Source organism: Kitasatospora sp. NPDC059160 (genome assembly GCF_042755465.1).
Taxonomy (GTDB): Bacteria; Actinomycetota; Actinomycetes; order Streptomycetales; family Streptomycetaceae; genus Kitasatospora.
Genome location: NZ_JBHZCN010000060.1, coordinates 1 through 17,066, shown reverse-complemented (window position 1 = coordinate 17,066; position 17,066 = coordinate 1). Strand labels below are relative to the sequence as shown.

16 protein-coding genes are annotated in these 17,066 nt (G+C 72.8%); 6 read left to right on the top strand and 10 right to left on the bottom strand.

The window, feature by feature from the left end; all coding sequences use genetic code 11:
- Window positions 1-30: 30 nt before the first annotated feature.
- The 6 genes from sucB to cobU all read right to left on the bottom strand — a co-directional run bounded on the left by sucB (window position 31) and on the right by cobU (window position 8,104).
- The gene (gene sucB, locus ACFXOZ_RS24700) at window positions 31-1,767 is read right to left on the bottom strand and encodes a 2-oxoglutarate dehydrogenase, E2 component, dihydrolipoamide succinyltransferase (RefSeq protein WP_380592712.1); all 1,737 of its coding nucleotides are present in this window, start codon (window positions 1,765-1,767) and stop codon (window positions 31-33) included.
- Between the two features lie 75 nt (window positions 1,768-1,842).
- Window positions 1,843-3,231: a dihydrolipoyl dehydrogenase gene (gene lpdA, locus ACFXOZ_RS24695; RefSeq protein WP_375892573.1), complete on the bottom strand. Its 1,389-nt coding sequence runs from the start codon at window positions 3,229-3,231 to the stop codon at window positions 1,843-1,845.
- A gap of 406 nt (window positions 3,232-3,637) precedes the next feature.
- Window positions 3,638-5,143: a leucyl aminopeptidase gene (locus tag ACFXOZ_RS24690; RefSeq protein WP_380592710.1), complete on the bottom strand. Its 1,506-nt coding sequence runs from the start codon at window positions 5,141-5,143 to the stop codon at window positions 3,638-3,640.
- A gap of 257 nt (window positions 5,144-5,400) precedes the next feature.
- Window positions 5,401-6,192 (bottom strand): adenosylcobinamide-GDP ribazoletransferase, encoded by a 792-nt coding sequence (locus ACFXOZ_RS24685; RefSeq protein ID WP_380592741.1) that lies wholly within the window; start codon window positions 6,190-6,192, stop codon window positions 5,401-5,403.
- A 200-nt stretch (window positions 6,193-6,392) separates the two neighbouring features.
- Window positions 6,393-7,508: a nicotinate-nucleotide--dimethylbenzimidazole phosphoribosyltransferase gene (locus tag ACFXOZ_RS24680; protein ID WP_375892570.1), complete on the bottom strand. Its 1,116-nt coding sequence runs from the start codon at window positions 7,506-7,508 to the stop codon at window positions 6,393-6,395.
- Window positions 7,509-7,519: 11 nt separating this feature from the next.
- Window positions 7,520-8,104 (bottom strand): bifunctional adenosylcobinamide kinase/adenosylcobinamide-phosphate guanylyltransferase, encoded by a 585-nt coding sequence (gene cobU / locus ACFXOZ_RS24675; RefSeq protein ID WP_380522740.1) that lies wholly within the window; start codon window positions 8,102-8,104, stop codon window positions 7,520-7,522.
- Between the two features lie 93 nt (window positions 8,105-8,197).
- Between cobU and ACFXOZ_RS24670 the strand changes: the two genes are divergently transcribed.
- Window positions 8,198-8,398 (top strand): hypothetical protein, encoded by a 201-nt coding sequence (locus tag ACFXOZ_RS24670; protein WP_360227960.1) that lies wholly within the window; start codon window positions 8,198-8,200, stop codon window positions 8,396-8,398.
- A 10-nt stretch (window positions 8,399-8,408) separates the two neighbouring features.
- On the opposite strand, the gene ACFXOZ_RS24665 is transcribed toward ACFXOZ_RS24670, so the two are convergent.
- Window positions 8,409-9,149: a class I SAM-dependent methyltransferase gene (locus ACFXOZ_RS24665; RefSeq protein ID WP_375892686.1), complete on the bottom strand. Its 741-nt coding sequence runs from the start codon at window positions 9,147-9,149 to the stop codon at window positions 8,409-8,411.
- 158 nt (window positions 9,150-9,307) lie between these two features.
- Window positions 9,308-9,901 (bottom strand): DUF3043 domain-containing protein, encoded by a 594-nt coding sequence (locus ACFXOZ_RS24660; protein WP_375892567.1) that lies wholly within the window; start codon window positions 9,899-9,901, stop codon window positions 9,308-9,310.
- Window positions 9,902-10,217: 316 nt separating this feature from the next.
- On the opposite strand from ACFXOZ_RS24660, the gene ACFXOZ_RS24655 reads away from it, so the two are divergent.
- Window positions 10,218-11,018, top strand: a complete 801-nt coding sequence (locus tag ACFXOZ_RS24655; protein WP_380522739.1) for a PspA/IM30 family protein — start codon at window positions 10,218-10,220, stop codon at window positions 11,016-11,018.
- A 34-nt stretch (window positions 11,019-11,052) separates the two neighbouring features.
- Window positions 11,053-11,352 carry a hypothetical protein gene (locus ACFXOZ_RS24650; RefSeq protein WP_380403650.1) on the top strand — a complete coding sequence of 100 codons (300 nt, stop codon included), beginning with the start codon at window positions 11,053-11,055 and terminating at the stop codon, window positions 11,350-11,352.
- 339 nt (window positions 11,353-11,691) lie between these two features.
- Here ACFXOZ_RS24650 and nadA read toward each other — a convergent pair whose 3' ends face one another.
- Window positions 11,692-12,876: a quinolinate synthase NadA gene (gene nadA, locus ACFXOZ_RS24645; RefSeq protein ID WP_380522738.1), complete on the bottom strand. Its 1,185-nt coding sequence runs from the start codon at window positions 12,874-12,876 to the stop codon at window positions 11,692-11,694.
- A gap of 441 nt (window positions 12,877-13,317) precedes the next feature.
- On the opposite strand from nadA, the gene ACFXOZ_RS24640 reads away from it, so the two are divergent.
- Entirely contained in the window at window positions 13,318-13,782 is a 465-nt protein-coding gene (locus ACFXOZ_RS24640; protein WP_270147404.1) for an Lrp/AsnC family transcriptional regulator, read from the top strand.
- A gap of 194 nt (window positions 13,783-13,976) precedes the next feature.
- Entirely contained in the window at window positions 13,977-15,344 is a 1,368-nt protein-coding gene (locus tag ACFXOZ_RS24635; RefSeq protein WP_375892560.1) for a pyridoxal phosphate-dependent decarboxylase family protein, read from the top strand.
- Window positions 15,345-15,427: 83 nt separating this feature from the next.
- Here ACFXOZ_RS24635 and ACFXOZ_RS24630 read toward each other — a convergent pair whose 3' ends face one another.
- A complete protein-coding gene (locus ACFXOZ_RS24630) occupies window positions 15,428-16,291 on the bottom strand; it encodes a GNAT family N-acetyltransferase (RefSeq protein ID WP_375892558.1) in 864 nt (287 codons plus the stop codon).
- 244 nt (window positions 16,292-16,535) lie between these two features.
- Between ACFXOZ_RS24630 and ACFXOZ_RS24625 the strand changes: the two genes are divergently transcribed.
- Window positions 16,536-16,889, top strand: a complete 354-nt coding sequence (locus tag ACFXOZ_RS24625) for an iron-sulfur cluster assembly accessory protein (RefSeq protein ID WP_375892557.1) — start codon at window positions 16,536-16,538, stop codon at window positions 16,887-16,889.
- The last annotated feature ends 177 nt before the right edge of the window (window positions 16,890-17,066 follow it).

Below are 17,066 nucleotides of genomic sequence, written 5' to 3'. Positions count from 1 at the left end.
TCCGTACGACCGTGCTGCGGTCGCGCTGCCTTACAGGCCGAGCTCGACCTCGAACTCGCCGGCCTCCAGGATCTCCTTGACCGCGACCAGGTAGCGGGCGGCGTCGGCGCCGTCCACCAGGCGGTGGTCGTAGGAGAGCGACAGGTAGGTCATGTCACGGATGCCGATGGCGGTGCCGCCGTCGGCCTCGATGACCACCGGGCGCTTGACGGTGGCACCGATGCCCAGGATGGCGGCCTGGTTCGGCGGCACGATCACGGTGTCGAACAGGGCACCGCGCGAACCGGTGTTGCTGATCGTGAAGGTGGCGCCGGACAGCTCGTCCGGGGTGATCTTGCTGTCGCGGACCTTGGTGGCCAGCTCGGCGGTCTTCTTCGAGATGCCGGCGATGTTGAGGTCGCCCGCACCCTTGATGACCGGGGTCATCAGACCCTTCTCGGAGTCCACCGCGATGCCGATGTTCTCGGTGTCGAAGTAGGTGATGGTGCCCTCGGCGTCGTTGATCCGCGCGTTGACGACCGCGTGGACCTTGAGCGCCTGGGCGGCGGCCTTCACGAAGAACGGCATCGGGGAGAGCTTGACGCCCTCGCGGGCCAGGAAGCCCTCCTTGGCCTTGGCGCGCAGCGACATGATCTTGGTGACGTCCACCTCGACCACGCTGGTCAGCTGGGCCTGCTCGTGCAGGGCCTTCATCATGTTGTCGCCGATGACCTTGCGCATGCGGGTCATCTTGACCGTCTGGCCGCGCAGGGCGGACGGAGCGGAGACGGCCTTCGGCGCAGCGGCGGCCGGAGCGGCGGCGGCGACCGGGGCCGGGGCGGCCTTGGCGGCCTCCGCGGCGGCGATGACGTCCTGCTTGCGGATGCGGCCGCCGACGCCGGTGCCGGCGACGGAGGACAGCGCGACGCCGTGCTCGGCGGCGAGCTTGCGCACCAGCGGGGTGACGTAGGCGTCACCGGCGTCGGCCACCGGGGCGGCCGGAGCGGCGACGGGGGCCGGGGCGGCGACCGGTGCCGGGGCGGCGACGGGAGCCGGAGCGGCGACCGGGGCGGCCGGGGCAACCGGGGCCGGGGCGGCAACCGGAGCCGGAGCGGCAACGGGAGCCGGAGCCGGGGCGGCAACCGGAGCCGGAGCGGCAGCGGCGGCACCCGGGGCACCGATCAGCGCGAGCTGGGCGCCGACCTCGGCGGTCTCGTCCTCGGCGACCAGGATCTTGACGACGACGCCGGCGACCGGCGACGGGATCTCGGTGTCGACCTTGTCGGTGGAGACCTCGAGCAGCGGCTCGTCGACCTCGACCGTCTCACCCTCGGCCTTGAGCCAACGGGTGACGGTGCCCTCGGTGACCGACTCGCCCAGCGCGGGCAGCAGCACCGGGGTGGCGTCGCCGGCCGGAGCAGCCGGAGCAGCCGGAGCGGCAGCCGGAGCAGCCGGGGCCTCGGCGACCGGGGCCGGAGCGGCCACGGGAGCCGGCGCGGCGACCGGCGCGGCCTCGACCACGGGGGCCGGGGCGGCGGCCGGGGCACCGGTGCCGTCGTCGATGATCGCCAGCTCGGCGCCGACCTCGACGGTCTCGTCCTCGCCGACCTTGATCGAGGAGAGGATGCCGGAAGCCGGGGCCGGGATCTCGGTGTCGACCTTGTCGGTGGAGACCTCGAGCAGCGGCTCGTCGACCTCGACACGCTCACCCTCGGCCTTGAGCCAGCGGGTGACAGTGCCCTCGGAAACGCTCTCGCCCAGCGCGGGCAGTGTTACTGAGACCGCCATGGTTTCAGCGACTCCTATCAAGTCTTGCGTACGGGAAGTACGGGAAGTACCGGAAACGGGGGGTGGTGGGCGCGATCAGTCGTGCGCGTGCAGCGGCTTGCCGGCCAGCGCCAGGTGCGCCTCGCCCAGGGCCTCGGACTGGGTCGGGTGCGCGTGGATCAGCTGCGCGACCTCGGCCGGCAGGGCCTCCCAGTTGTAGATGAGCTGGGCTTCGCCGACCTGCTCGCCCATGCGGGCGCCGACCATGTGGACGCCGACCACGGCGCCGTCCTTGACCTGGACGAGCTTGATCTCGCCGGCGGTCTTCAGGATCTTGCTCTTGCCGTTGCCGGCCAGGTTGTACTTGAGGGTGACGACCTTCTCCTTGCCGTACATCTCGACGGCCTTGGCCTCGGAGATGCCGACGGAGGCGACCTCCGGGTTGGAGTAGGTCACGCGCGGGACGCCGTCGTAGTCGATCGGCACCGGCTTGAGGCCGGCCAGGCGCTCGGCGACCAGGATGCCCTCGGCGAAGCCGACGTGGGCCAGCTGCAGGGTCGGGGCGAGGTCGCCGACGGCGGAGATGGTGGGCACGTTGGTGCGCATGTACTCGTCGACCAGGACGTAGCCGCGGTCCATCGCGACGCCGTTCTCCTCGTAGCCGAGGCCGGCCGAGACCGGGCCGCGGCCGATGGCGACGAGCAGCAGGTCGGCGTCGATCTGCTTGCCGTTCTCGGTGGAGACGCGGACACCGGACTCGGTGTACTCGACGCCCGAGAAGCGGGCCTTGAGCTCGAACTTGATGCCGCGCTTGCGGAAGGCGCGCTCCAGCAGCTTGGAGGAGTTCTCGTCCTCCAGCGGGACGAGGTGCGGCAGCGCCTCGACGATGGTGACCTCGACGCCGAAGGACTTCCAGACCGAGGCGAACTCGACGCCGATGACGCCGCCGCCGAGGATGACGACGGACTTCGGGATCCGGTCGAGCTTGAGGGCGTGGTCCGAGGAGATCACGCGGTTGCCGTCGATCTCCAGGCCCGGGATCGAGCGCGGCACCGAACCGGTGGCGAGGACGATGTGGCGGCCCTCGATGCGCTGGCCGTTCACGTCGACCGAGGTCTGCGAGGAGAGCTTGCCCGCGCCCTGGATGAAGGTGACCTTGCGCGAGGCCACCAGGCCCTGGAGGCCCTTGTACAGGCCGGCGATGACGTCGTCCTTGTACTTGTGGACGCCGTTGATGTCGATGCCCTGGAAGGTGGCCAGCACGCCGAACTCGGCGGCCTCCTTCGTCTCGTCCGCGATCTCGGCCGCGTGCAGCAGGGCCTTGGTCGGGATGCAGCCGCGGTGCAGGCAGGTGCCGCCCAGCTCGCCCTTCTCGACCAGGGCGACGCTCAGACCCAGCTGAGCGGCGCGGAGCGCCGCGGCGTAACCGCCGCTTCCGCCTCCGAGAATGACTACGTCGAAAACGGTGCTGGCGTCGTTCGCCACGTCACGTCCTCCATGCAATGGGGTGGGTCGCCGGGCCGGTCGCGGTCCGGTGGGTCGGAAGCCTTTGTGAGGCGCCCAGTCGTGCCGGAAATACATCTTCGCACTTGTTCGCGGTGGCTGATGTCCGGGTCCGCCCCAGGGGTGTCCCACGGAGTGGTCACCGGGGCGGGAACACCCCCGACGGAAGGGCATCATCGCAGCTCAAGGCCTTGTTGACAGCCGCCGGACGGGCGTCTTCCGCCCGCTTCGGCGCCACCTCTTCCGCAGTGCGGAACAAAGTTTCGCCCGTGGCGAACAGAGGTGCGGTGGGGTGTCCGGTCCTACTCGCAGGTAACCCGTGCGGGAACGCCGACGGGGGCCCGGCGCACGCGCGCCGGGCCCCCGTCGGGGTGGGGATCCGCTCGGATCAGGCCTTGCCGTTGGCCGCGGTCTGCTCCGCGAACCGGACCAGGGTGCGCACCGCGCTCGCGGTGCCGCCCTTCGGGGTGTAGCCGAACGGGGCGCTCTCGTGGAACGCCGGGCCGGCGATGTCCAGGTGCGCCCAGTCGATGCCCTCGGCCACGAACTCCTGGAGGAACAGGCCGGCCACCAGGCCGCCGCCCATCCGCTCGCCCATGTTGGCCAGGTCGGCGATGGTCGAGTCGGTCATGCCCTTCTTGAGCTCGGCCGGCAGCGGCATCGGCCAGGACTGCTCGCCCACCTCGCCCGCGAGGGCGTGCAGGTTGTCGCGCAGCTCGTCGTTGTTGGCCATCACACCGAAGGTGCGGGTGCCCAGGGCCAGCACCATGGCGCCGGTCAGGGTCGCCACGTCGACGATGACGTCCGGGTTCTCCTCGCCGGCCTTGACGATCGCGTCGGCCAGCACCAGGCGGCCCTCGGCGTCCGTGTTCAGCACCTCGACGGTCTTGCCGCCGTACATGCGCAGCACGTCACCCGGGCGGGTGGCGGAGCCGGACGGCATGTTCTCGGCCAGCGCGAGCCAGGCGGTGACGTTGACGGTCAGGCCCAGGCGCTTGGCGGCCACCACGGCGGCGAACACGGCGGCGGCGCCGGCCATGTCGCACTTCATGGTCTCGTTGTGGCCGGCCGGCTTGAGCGAGATGCCGCCCGAGTCGTAGGTGATGCCCTTGCCGATGAAGGCCAGGGTCGCCTTGGCCTTCGGGTGGGTGTAGGCCACCTTCACCAGCCGCGGCGGGTTGGTCGAGCCGTTGCCGACGCCCAGCAGGCCGCCGAAGCCGCCCTTGGTCAGCGCCTTCTCGTCCAGGACCTCGACCTTGAGGCCGTGCTCCTTGCCGGCCGCCTGGGCGATCGCGGCGAAGCTCTTCGGGTTCAGGTCGTTCGGCGCGGTGTTGACCAGGTCGCGGGCGCGGTTCATCTCCTCGCCGATCGCGGTGGCCCGCTCCACGGCGGCCTTGGCGTCCTTGCTGCCCTTGCGGACGGTCAGCAGGACCAGCTCGCCGACCGGCTCCTTGCCGTTGCCGTTGCCCTTGTAGGTGCCGAAGGCGTACGAGCCGAGCAGGCTGCCGAGCGCGACCGCCTCGACCTCCTCCGCGGACTCGGCCGGCAGGGCCAGCGCGGCCTTCTTGACGCCGGCCAGGGCGCGGGCGGCGACACCGGCGGCGCGGCGCAGCGCCTCCAGGCCGTAGCCGTCCTCGGCCGCCTCGCCGAGGCCGACCGCGAGCACGAGCGCGGCCTTGAGGCCGACGGGGGAGGCGACCTTGACGGTCTCGCCCTCGGCACCGGTCGCGCCCAGGGTGCCGAGGATCTCGGCCAGCTTGCCCTCGAACGCCTCGTTCACGGCCTCGGCACCGGGGGCCAGCACGATCCCCTTGGGGCCCTTCGCGACACCGACCACCAGGGCGTCCGCGCGCAGCGAGGCGGCGGAGGAGGTGCTCACAGACAATGCAGTCACGTAATGCGTCCTGTTCTTTCGCGGTCCACGGCCGGTCGCGGCGTGACTGCCGCACCGGCGCAGCCCGCCGTCGCAGGCCGTCCGCCGGCGGGCCCTGCGGGTCCGGGCCCCCTGGCGCGCGCGCCCGCCGGAGCGGCCGCGCACACCAGAGGCCCCGGCTCCTCGGTGCGCGCCGGGCGGGCAGGACCTGCCACGGTGCAGGGCTGCGGTGCTCCACGCATGGTAGTCCGCATGGTGGGATCACGCGCCGCCCGGTGTCAGCCGAGCAACGCCAGGGCGAACAGCGTCCCGGTGGCGGCGGTCTCGGCCGTCGCGCCGAGCACGTCCCCGGTGATCCCGCCGAACCGGCGCACGCACCGCGTGAGCAGCAGCCGGGCGCAGCCGACGCCGAGCACAACGGCCAGCGGGAGGCGCAGGGCTGACCATCCGTCGAACAGCCCGGGCGCGGCCACGAGGAGCGCGGCGGCCAGCGTCCCGGTGGCGGCCGCCGCGGGCGCGACGGTGCTCGCCACCATCGCCCCCAGCCCGCCCGGGCGCGCGGCCGGCACCGACCGCAGGCAGCCCCAGGCCAGCGCGCAGCGCGCGGCCACCGCCGAGGCGAGCACCGCGAGGGCGCCGCGCGGCGTCGACTGCCCGAACTGCCCGGCCAGGGCGGCGACCTGGGCGAGCAGCACCAGCAGCAGGGTCAGCACGCCGAACGGGCCGATGTCGGACTGCTTCATGATCCGCAGCGCGTCCTCGGCCGGCTTGCCGCTGCCCAGGCCGTCGGCGACGTCCGCCAGGCCGTCCAGGTGCAGCCCCCTGGTCAGCGCGGCGAGCACCCCCACCGCCGTCACCGCGGCGAGCAGTCCGCCCGCCCGCCAGGCCACCAGGGCGCCGGCCCCGGCCGCGATCGCGCCCAGGACCAGGCCGACCACCGGAGCCGCCGTCATCGCCCGGGCCGCCGCGGCCCGGTCCCACCGCTCGACCCGCACCCGCAGCACCGACAGCGTCCCGAACGCGAACCGCAGCCCTTCGCCCCACGTCGCCCGCTCGCCGCCGTCGGCCATCGCTCCCACCCACTCCTCCACCGGACCGGAACCGCACCGGAACCGCACTCGAACCGGACCCGGACCGGACCCGCGTCCGGGCCCCGCCGCCGACACAGCAGAATCCCCGCGCCCCGAGGAAGGGACGCGGGGAGCCGCGCGAAGCGGGGGGCCAGGGGGCGGGAGCCGGTCTCGGACGACGCCCGCCGCCGCGACAGCCGCTACAGCCTCCTGAGCAGGTCGGCGGCCGACGGCAGCTTCGGCTGCTCCTTCGGCGCCGAGGGGACGAACGGCCGGGGCGCCTCCTCCGCGAGCGCGTCGCCCGCGGCCTGGAGCAGCGGCAGCGCGAGCACCGCGCCGACGCCCTCGCCCAGGGTGATCCCCTGGTCCTGCAACGGCGTCAGGGTGAGCCGGTCGTACGCCTTCGCCTGGGCGGGCTCGCCGCTGGACTGCCCGGCCCGCCACCACTCCGGCGACCGGAAGGCGATCCGCTGCGCGACCAGCGCGCAGGCCGAGGAGACCACGCCGTCCAGCACCACCGGCAGCCGGCGGACGGCGGCCTGGAGCAGGAAACCGGTGATCGCGGCGAAGTCCGCCCCGCCGGTGGCGCCGAGCAGCGCCAGCTGGTCGCCGAGCACCGGGCGGGCCCGTCGCAGCGCGTCCCGGACGGTGGCGCACTTGACCATCCACACCCGGTCGTCGATGCCCGAGCCGCGTCCGCACACCGCGGCCGCGTCCGTCCCGCACAGCGCGCCGACCAGGACGGCGGCCACCGTGGTGGAGCCGACCCCGAGGTCGCCGAGCAGCACCAGGTCGGTGCCGGTGTCGGCCTCCTCGTCGGCCACCGCCATGCCGGCCCGGAAGGCCCGGACGGTCTCCTCCGGGGTGAGCGCGTCCTCGACGTCGATCCGGCCGGAGCCGCGCCGGATCCGGTGGGCGACCACCTCGTCCGGGAAGTCCGCCGGGTCGGTGTCCACCGCGACGTCGACGACCCGCACGTCGGCGCCGTAGCGCGCGGCCAGCCGGGCCACCGGGGCGCTGCCGTCGAGCACCGCCCGTACCCGGGCGGCGGTGCCGCCGTCGGCGGGCAGCCGGGAGACGCCGAGAGCGGCCACGCCGTGGTCGGCGGCGAACAGCAGCACCTTGGGCGCCGAGACCGGCCGCACCGGGGAGCGCCCCTGTACGGACGACAGCCAGCTGCCCAGCTCCTCCAACTTGCCCAGGCCGCCGCGCGGTCGGCCGGCTTCCTGCCAGCGTTCCTCGGCGGCCCGTCGGGCGCTGTCGTCGGGGCGCTCGACGAGCGAGGAGAACGTATCGAGATCCACGGTCGTGTCCATCGGTCGGAAGGCTACACGGCGGAGGTGTGCGGGCTCGGCTTGACCGTCAGAACCTGTCCCGCGACCACCAGCAGGACCCGCTCGGAGGCGTCCGCCACGGCCATGTTGAGCCGTCCGAGAGTGTCCCGGAACCGGCGGCCGGCGGCGGTCGCCGGGACGACGCCCATGCCGACCTCGTTGCTCACCGCGACGGCCGTCCGCCGGGTTCCGGCCCAGGCCGCGGCCAGTGCCTCGCAGCGGCGCTGCACCGCGGCCTCGCCGCCGGCCGCCCAGGCGTCGTCGTCCCAGGCGTCGCACGCGTCCATCACGGCGGTCAGCCACAGCGCCAGGCAGTCGACCAGCACCGGCGCCGGGTCGTCGGCGTCGGCGAGCACGGCCTCCAGGTCGCAGGTCTCGGCGGTGCGCCAGCTCGCCGGCCGGCGGTCCCGGTGCAGGGCGACCCGCTGGGCCCACTCGGCGTCGCCGTCCCGGGTGCCGCCGGTGGCCACGTACAGGACGTCCGGGTGCTCGGCGAGCAGCTGCTCGGCGCGGGTGGACTTGCCGGAGCGCGCGCCGCCGAGCAGCAGCGTGCGGGGGAGCGGGGGGTGGGTCGCCATGCCGCCCATCCTGCCCGACAGGCATACGGAAGATCGGGCCGGGCAGGCTAACCTGCGCAGCACACAAGGCAGCGTCAGTGGGAGGAGCCGGGCATGGTCTGGACGTGGCGGTACGAGAAGGCGGACGGCAGCGCGGTGGCGTCGACCCTCGGGCAGGAGGAGTTCGCCGGCCAGGGCGACGCCGAGACCTGGATCGGGGAGAGCTGGAAGCAGCTCGCCGAGGAGGGCGTGGACAACGCCGTCCTGCTGGACGACGACCGGGTGATCTACTCGATGAGCCTGCACGAGGGCTGAGCCCGGGGGCTCACTTCGCGCCGATCACGTGCAGCAGCGCCGCGACCTGCCGGTACGGGTCGGTGCGGCCGGCCCGGTCCTCGGCCTCCAGCAGCTGGGCCAGCTGCCGCCCGTCCACCGGCGGGGCGGCGTCGTCGGGCGCGTTGTCGGTGAAGACCCGGACGCCGTACCAGTGCCGGACCGGCACCGAGACCTCGGAGAGGGTGACGGTCAGGTCGGCGAGCCGGTCGGCCCGGGCGGCCAGTCCGAGCCGGTTGTAGTACCGGTCGCTCTCGAAGGCGTGCAGGGCGGCCCGCCAGTCCCCGGCGGCGGCGGGCCGCAGCGCGAGCGCGTCGCCGTTGCGCACCAGCAGCGAGAGCAGCCCGCCCGGCGCCAGCAGCCGGGCCAGCGAGGCGATCATCGGGTCCGGGTCCGGCAGGTACATCAGGACGCCGTGGCAGAGCACCACGTCGAAGCTGCGCGGGCCGAACCAGCGCCCGCACTGGTGGCCGTCGCCGCTGAGCAGCTGCAGCCGGCCGCGCACCTCGGGCGGTTCCTCGGCGAGCGCCCCCTGGGCGACGCCGAGCGCGACCGGGTCGGAGTCGATCCCGGTGACGTAGTGGCCGGCCCGGGCCAGCCGCAGCGCCTGGGTGCCCTGTCCGCAGCCGATGTCCAGGACCCGCTGGGCGGTGCGGCCGGTGAGCTGCTCGGCGAGCTGCCGGGAGACGAGCTCCTGCCGGACGAAGTTGCGCAGTCCGCCGAGCCGGTCCAGCCAGGCGGCGGTGCCGCCGGCGAAGGAGCCGCTGCGGGAGGGCAGCCGACGCTCCTGACCGAGCCGGTCGTGGCCGCCGTCCCCCTGTCCGGGCAGTGCGTAGAGGCCGGGCCCCTCCCAGGAAGGCGGGGCCCAGCCGGAGTCCACCGGTTCGGCGGTCAGGGCTTCTCTCCGCGCCGCACCTGCGGCTTGGGCAGGCGCAGCCGGCGCATCTGCAGGGTGCGCATGATGCCGTAGGCGACCACGCCGCGGGTGTTCTGCCCGGCGAAGCGCTCGCCCAGCTGCTTGCGCAGGCCGAGGCCCAGGCGGACGAAGTCCAGGATCACCAGGACGAAGAACAGCAGGAACAGCAGCGTGGACAGCAGCTGCAGCGCGGGCACCTTGACGATGCTCAGCACCAGGATGACCACGGCGGCCGGCAGGAAGAACTCGGCGAGCGACCAGCGGGAGTCCACGTAGTCGCGGGCGAACTTGCGCACCGGCCCCTTGTCGCGGGCCGGCAGGTGGCGCTCGTCGCCGTCGATCAGCGCCTGGCGCTGCTTCTCGCGCTCGCTGCGCATCCGCTCGCGCGCCTGGCGGGAGGCCTCCTTGCGGTCCTTGGGCACCACGACCCGGGTGCGCCGGTTGGCCTCGGCCTCGCTGCGCTTGGGGGTGGGGCGGCCCTTCTTGGCCTGCGGGTGGCGGGCCTGGGGCGTCTCGTCCTCCAGCACGGTGGCGGAGGCGGCGGCATCATCTGAACGGCGTCGGAACACACCCCCAGCGTACGGGGTGCGGCGCCGCGACCACGGGTCCCCTCGGACCCAAACGCGTATCGATCCGTTCGGCCGCGTTCGGACCGGGGTCTCCCCCGCTCTTCCCGTAGGGGATCAATCGGATGGAGTATGGGGAGGATGAGAGGCGGATCCACCCGGGGGATGAGGATCTGCCCCTGGTCGCTGTAGCAGTCTTGTTGCAGGCAGGTGCACTGCGGCGAAGGGCTCGCTGCACATACACTCGTCGTGTCTGGTAACGAGATTTAAGACCGCAGGCCGGAGAAGGGGGCACCCGAGGCCCATGAGCGACGGAATCATGAAGCGTATGGGGCTGATCTTCCGCTCCAAGGCGAACAAAGCCTTGGACCGGGCGGAGGATCCCCGTGAGACGCTCGACTACTCCTACCAGAAGCAGCTCGAACTGCTGCAGAAGGTACGGCGTGGCGTCGCGGACGTCGCGACCTCGCGCAAGCGCCTGGAACTCCAGCTGACCCAGCTCCAGCAGCAGTCGGCGAAGTACGAGGACCAGGGCCGCAAGGCGCTCTCCCTCGGCCGCGAGGACCTCGCTCGCGAGGCGCTGACCCGCAAGGCCAACATGCAGTCCCAGATCACCGATCTGGAGACGCAGTACCAGGCCCTGCAGGCCGAGGAGGAGAAGCTCACGCTCGCCTCCCAGCGGCTCCAGGCCAAGGTGGACGCCTTCCGCACCAAGAAGGAGACCATCAAGGCCACCTACACCGCGGCGCAGGCGCAGACCCGCATCGCCGAGTCCTTCTCCGGGATCTCGGAGGAGATGGGCGACGTCGGCCTGGCCATCCAGCGTGCCGAGGACAAGACGGCGCAGATGCAGGCCCGGGCCGGTGCGATCGACGAGCTGCTGGCCTCCGGCGCGCTCGACGACGCCAGCGGTCTCGGCCGCAAGGACGACATCGAGGCCGAGCTGGAGCGGGTGGCCGGCGGTTCCGACGTCGAGCTGGAGCTCGCCCGGATGAAGGCCGAGCTGTCCGGCGGCCCCGCCGCCGGTCCGGCCGCGATCGAGCAGGGCAAGCCGGCCCAGCAGCCGCAGCCGCAGGACGCGCACCCGCAGGACACCCCGCGGATCAACTACAACAAGTGAGCTGGAACCACCCACGAACCAGGAGAAGCGCAGCATGATCATGAGGGTCATGGGTGAGGGGCAGTTCGAGGTGGGCGAGGACCACCTGAACCTGCTCAACCAGCTCGACGACGAGCTGCTCACCGCGGTGGAGTCCGGCGACGAGAACACCTTTCGCCAGGCCTACGGCAAGCTGCTGGACGCCGTGAAGCAGTACGGCACCCGGCTTCCGGACGACTCGCTGGAGCCGTCCGAGCTGATCCTGCCGAGTGCCGAGGCGACCCTCGACGAGGTCCGGTCCCTCCTGCTCTCCGAGGGTGAGGGCGTCATCCCGGGCTTCCCCGAGTACGAGTAGCCGCGCGGCCGCTGCCAGACGAAAGGGCGGGTCCCCTCCAGGTGGAGGGGACCCGCCCTTTCGCTGCAGTTACTCGCCCGCTCGCCTCCGGGGCGCTCGGATCCGGTGCCGACGGTCGTCGCTCCGATGCCCCTCGTTCCTCGGGGCCTCCTCGCTCCTCCCTCTCGACACCGGCGCGCCCCTTCGGCTCGGGGCGGGTGCTCGCCCGCTCGCCTCCGGGGCGCTCCGACCCGGTGCCGACGGTCGTCGCTCCGATGCCCCTCGTCCCTCGGGGCCTCCTCGCTCCTCCCTCTCGACACCGGCGCGCCCCTTCGGCTCGGGGCGGGTGCTCGCCCGCCGCTACGGCAGGGCCAGCATCCGGTCCAGTGCGGCCTTGGCGTACTTCTCGGTCTCCGGGTCCACCGTGATCACGTTCGGCACCCGGCCCTCGACCAGCGACTCCAGCGCCCAGACCAGGTGCGGCAGGTCGATCCGGTTCATGGTCGAGCAGAAGCAGACCGCGCGGTCCAGGAAGACGACCTCCTTGTCCGGGTGCGCCTTGGCCAGGCGGCGGACCAGGTTCAGCTCGGTGCCGATGGCCCACTTGGAGCCGGGCTCGGCCGCGTCCAGGGCCTTGATGATGTACTCGGTCGAGCCCACCATGTCGGCGGCGTCGACCACCTCGTGCTTGCACTCGGGGTGCACCAGGACGGTCACGCCGGGGATCCGCTCGCGGACGTCGTTCACCGAGTCCAGGCTGAACCGGCCGTGCACCGAGCAGTGGCCGCGCCAGAGGATCATCTTGGCGTTGCGCAGCTGCTCGGTGGTCAGGCCGCCGTTGGGCTTGTGCGGGTTGTACAGGACGCAGTCGTCCAGCGACATGCCCAGGTCCCGCACCGCGGTGTTGCGGCCGAGGTGCTGGTCGGGCAGGAAGAGCACCTTCTGGCCCTGTTCGAAGGCCCACTCCAGCGCCCGCTGGGCGTTGGAGGAGGTGCAGATGGTGCCGCCGTGCTTGCCGGTGAAGGCCTTGATGTCGGCGGAGGAGTTCATGTACGAGACCGGGACGGTCACGTCGGCTATGCCGGCGTCGGTCAGGACGTCCCAGCACTCGGCGACCTGCTCGGCGGTGGCCATGTCGGCCATCGAGCAGCCGGCCGCGAGGTCCGGCAGCACGACCTGCTGGCGGTCGCCGGTGAGGATGTCGGCGGACTCGGCCATGAAGTGCACGCCGCAGAAGACGATGTACTCGGCCTCCGGGCGGGCCGCGGCGTCGCGGGCGAGCTTGAAGGAGTCGCCGGTGACGTCGGCGAACTCGATCACCTCGTCGCGCTGGTAGTGGTGGCCGAGGATGAAGACGCGGTCTCCCAGTGCGGCCTTGGCCGCCCGGGCGCGCTCGACGAGGTTCGGGTCCGAGGCCGGCGGGAGGTCGCCGGGGCACTCGACGCCGCGCTCGCTGTTCGGGTCGGCCTCTCGGCCGAGCAGCAGCAGAGCGAGCGGCGTCGGAGTGGGGTCGACGCCGTGGGTCTCGGTGATGGTGGTGGTCACGGGCGGGTGCCCTTCTGTGCGGCCGAACGAGCGGTGGGGCCTTTTCGTCTATCTGACACTATCTATTCTAACCGGTTAGCGTCAGAGTGACGATGGCCATCCTGTCGATGTGACGAGAACCGCTCGCCGGATCGGATGCTTCCTGCCGTGGCCGAATCGATATTTCGAAGCCCCGGGCACGGCTGGGCCATGAACACGAAGACGTCCCGGGGGCGGCCCGCGATGAAGGGCCTCCGGTCGACGGCGGGCACGGCGATCGACGCCCGCCGGGTGGACCGATGGCCTTCTCCCGGTCATCCGCGCGCGATGAACTCGTTCAGGTCATCCGCCAGAATGGGTGGCGAACCGTTTCGGCAGTGGCGCCGGCGGGTGCGACCGCACCGCCCGCCGCCCGGGACGCTCCCCCCGCCCCCACCGCACGACCCGTGGAGCCCCGCACCGATGACCAGCAGCCGAGCGCACGAGGTGATCGGGGCGGACCTGGACGAGACCGACCGGCAGCTCCTCGCCCGCCTCGGCAGCGACGGCCGGGCGTCCTACGCCGAGATCGGTCTCCAGGTGAACCTCTCCGCCACCGCCGTACGCCGCCGGATCGACCGGCTCCGGGCGCGCGGCGTGGTGCGGGGCTTCACCGTGGTGCTCGACCCGGCCGTGCTCGGCTGGCAGACCGAGGCCTTCGTCGAGGTCTACTGCCGCGAGCGGACCGCCCCCGAGGAGATCCTCGCCAGCCTGCGCCAGTTCCCCGAGGTGGTCGCCGCCTGGACGGTCACCGGCGACCCGGACGCCCTGGTGCACCTGCGGGCCGCCGACATGCGCCATCTGGAGGCCGTCATCGAGCGCATCCGGCGCGAGCCCGGCGTGCAGCGCAGCCGCTCCTCGGTGGTCCTCTCCCAGCTGATCGGCTGATCTCCCGGCCCGGCGCCCGGGGTACGCAGGAAATCTGCGCGGACCTGCCCGAAGACGCCCGAAAGCTGCCTGACCAGCCGCGTTCCGACGCGCGGGGAAGCGCTTCCGCTGCCTACGCTGATCACGTCCGGTCAGCGCGGTGAGGCGTCCCGCCGACCGGATCCCCCCGACACCCACAGCCGAGAGGGACAGCCGTGTCCGCAGCACCCGACCGCATGCACCGGCCCGACAACGAACTGGTCGACCTGGTTTTCGACTACATGCGGGAGCGGCTGCAGTACGACCCCGTCCCGCTCGACCACCCCGGTGACGGCGAGCACCTGCGCACCCAGCTGGCCGGCCTGCTCAACCAGGACGGCAACAACCCGGCCGACGTGCTCAAGCTGTACGACCACGAGCTGTCCCGCGCGGTCATCTCCGCCGACAGCCCCCGCTACCTGTCCTTCATCCCGTGCGCCCCGACCAAGGCCGCGCTGCTGTTCGACATGGTCGTCTCCTGCGCCTCGCTGCAGGGCATCTCCTGGCTGGAGGCGGCGGGAGCCATCGCCGCCGAGAACCAGGTGCTGCGCCTGATCGCCGACCGGGCCGGGATGCCCGCCTCGGCCGGCGGCTGCTTCGTCTCCGGCGGCTCCGCGGGCAACCTGTCCGCCCTGGTGGTCGCCCGTGACACCGCCCGCCGCAGGCTCGGCGTCGGTCCGGAGGCCCGGCTGCGGATAGCCGTCGCCGACCAGGTGCACTCCTCGGTCAAGAACACCTTCAACATCATCGGCGTCGAGGCCTTCAAGGTCCCGACCGTGAACCGGCGCTTCACCGGCGAGGCGCTGCGCGCCGCCCTGGCCGCCGACCCGAACCCGGAGACGGTGATCGCCGTCGTCGGCACCGCCGGCACCACCAACGAGGGCATCGTCGACGACCTGGCCGGCCTGGCCGAGGTCGCCCGCGAGCGCGACCTGTGGTTCCACGTGGACGGCGCCTACGGCGGCGCCGGCCTGTTCGCCCCGTCGGTGCGCGAGCGCTACAACGGCATCGAGCACGCCGACTCCTTCGTGGTCGACCCGCACAAGTGGCTGTTCGCCCCCTTCGACTGCGCCGCGCTGATCTACCGCAACCCGCAGCTCGCCCGCGCCGTGCACACCCAGGACGCCTCCTACCTGGACGTCCTGCACACCGACGGCGACGAGTGGAACCCCACCGACTACGCCTACCACCTGACCCGGCGCGCCCGCGGCCTGCCGCTCTGGTTCTCGCTGGCCGTCCACGGCGTCCAGGCGTACACCGACGCCATCGAGACCGGCCTCCAGCTGGCGCGGGACACCGCCCAGCTGATCCGCGACGCCGAGCACCTGGAGCTGCTGTTCGACCCGCAGCTCTCCGCGGTCTGCTTCAAGCGCAAGGGCTGGACCAACGACGACTACTACCGCTGGTCGCAGCAGCTGCTGGCGGACCAGATCGGCTTCGTCACCCCGACCGGCTGGGACGGCGAGACGGTCGCCCGCTTCGCCTTCCTGCACCCGGGCACCACCATGGAGATGGTCCGGGAGATCCTGGACACCATGGCCTGATCCGGGCCCCGTCCTCCCGTCCTCCCGTTCGTCCGTACGGCCCCACCGGCCCGCCCGGTGGGGCCGTACGCGTCCCCGCCGGGCTACAGGAAGGCCCCGCTGGGCAGGTACGGCGTCGGCGGCCGCATCCCGCGCACCCCGACGAAGCCGCCGGTCTCCGGCGTCAGCCCGACCTCCAGCCCGACGTCCAGCGCCCACTCCTGCTCGGCGGTCAGGTACTCCACCCGGGCCTCGGTCCCGTCCGGCACCCGGGCCAGCGCCTCGCGCAGCAGCCGGGCCGCGATCCGCTTGCTGGTGGCCGCCAGCAGCCGCACCGTGCCGCCGTCCCGGTAGCAGTAGCCGCTGCCGGCCAGTGCGTCGGCGACCAGCAGCTCCTCGAAGTGGCCGAGCATCAGCTCGTGGTCCGGGCCGTGCGCGGACCCGCGCAGCCGCCGGTCCACCGAGTCCAGCAGGTGCAGGTGGGTGGTGTTGCCGCGGTGCACCGGGATGTCGCCGGGGTCGATCAGCCCGTCCCGGTCCACCCGCCCGGTCAGCCGCATCGCCGGGTGCAGGGTGAAGCCGGCCAGCCGGTAGCGGCGGGCCGCCGCGGGGGAGTCGGAGGCGCAGACCATCCCGCGCAGGCAGCCCCGGGCGTGCGCCAGGGCCCGTTCGAACAGCAGCCGCCCGACCCCCCGGTCCCGGGCGGACGGCCGGACGGCGAACAGCGAGGGCATCCACAGGCCCTCGCGGCGCATCGACAGCACCACCCCGACCGCCTGCCCGCCGCTCTCCGCCAGCCAGCAGCCGCCGGGGTCGGTGCGCGCCAGGTGTCTGGTCCGGGCGAGCTGCAGCGGCGTCGGTCGCGGTGGCCGGGCGGGGTCGTCGGACGGTCCGGCGAACGCGGCAAGGGACACCTCCTGGACGACCTCCGCGTCCGCTGCGGTGTCCCTGACCTGGCGAAGGATCATGCCGCCATCCTGGCGTCCGGCGGGCGGCCGTGGGGCCCGTTCGCCCGGATCCGTGACGCGGGCGGTGCCCGCTCCGCCCCGGTTGTGCGAGCATGGGGAGCGTAGAGGCCCGGGTGACGCGCCCGGCCCACGGAGAACCAGCCGTCGAACAGGCCGTAGAAATCCCCCTCCGTCCGGGAAATGAATCCGGGCGGTCGGTGGTTGGCACTGGCGGCAGACCGTCGTCAAGACCGGGAGAAAGCAGATGACCGTCCAGGACGAGACCACCGTCGAGAGTGGCATCCTCCTCACCGATGCCGCCGCGGCCAAGGTCAAGGCCCTGCTGGAGCAGGAAGGCCGCGAGGACCTCGCGCTGCGCGTCGCCGTCCAGCCCGGTGGCTGCTCCGGCCTGCGTTACCAGCTGTTCTTCGACGAGCGCTCGCTCGACGGCGACGTGCTCAAGGACTTCGGTGGCGTCAAGGTCGTCACCGACCGCATGAGCGCCCCGTACCTGGGTGGCGCCACCGTCGACTTCGTCGACACCATCGAGAAGCAGGGCTTCACGATCGACAACCCGAACGCCACCGGCTCCTGCGCCTGCGGCGACTCGTTCAGCTAAGCCTGACAGCGGGTCTCGAACGCGGAAGGCGGCCCCGGGGATCTCCCCGGGGCCGCCTTCCGCGTTCCACCGTGCGCGTCACCGGCCGCTAGGGCCTGTCCGGCGGATCTTGCCAGGCGCGCGACGCCGGGCATCCCGCCTGGACGCACGCCCGAATCGCCCAAGTACGTCCAGTAC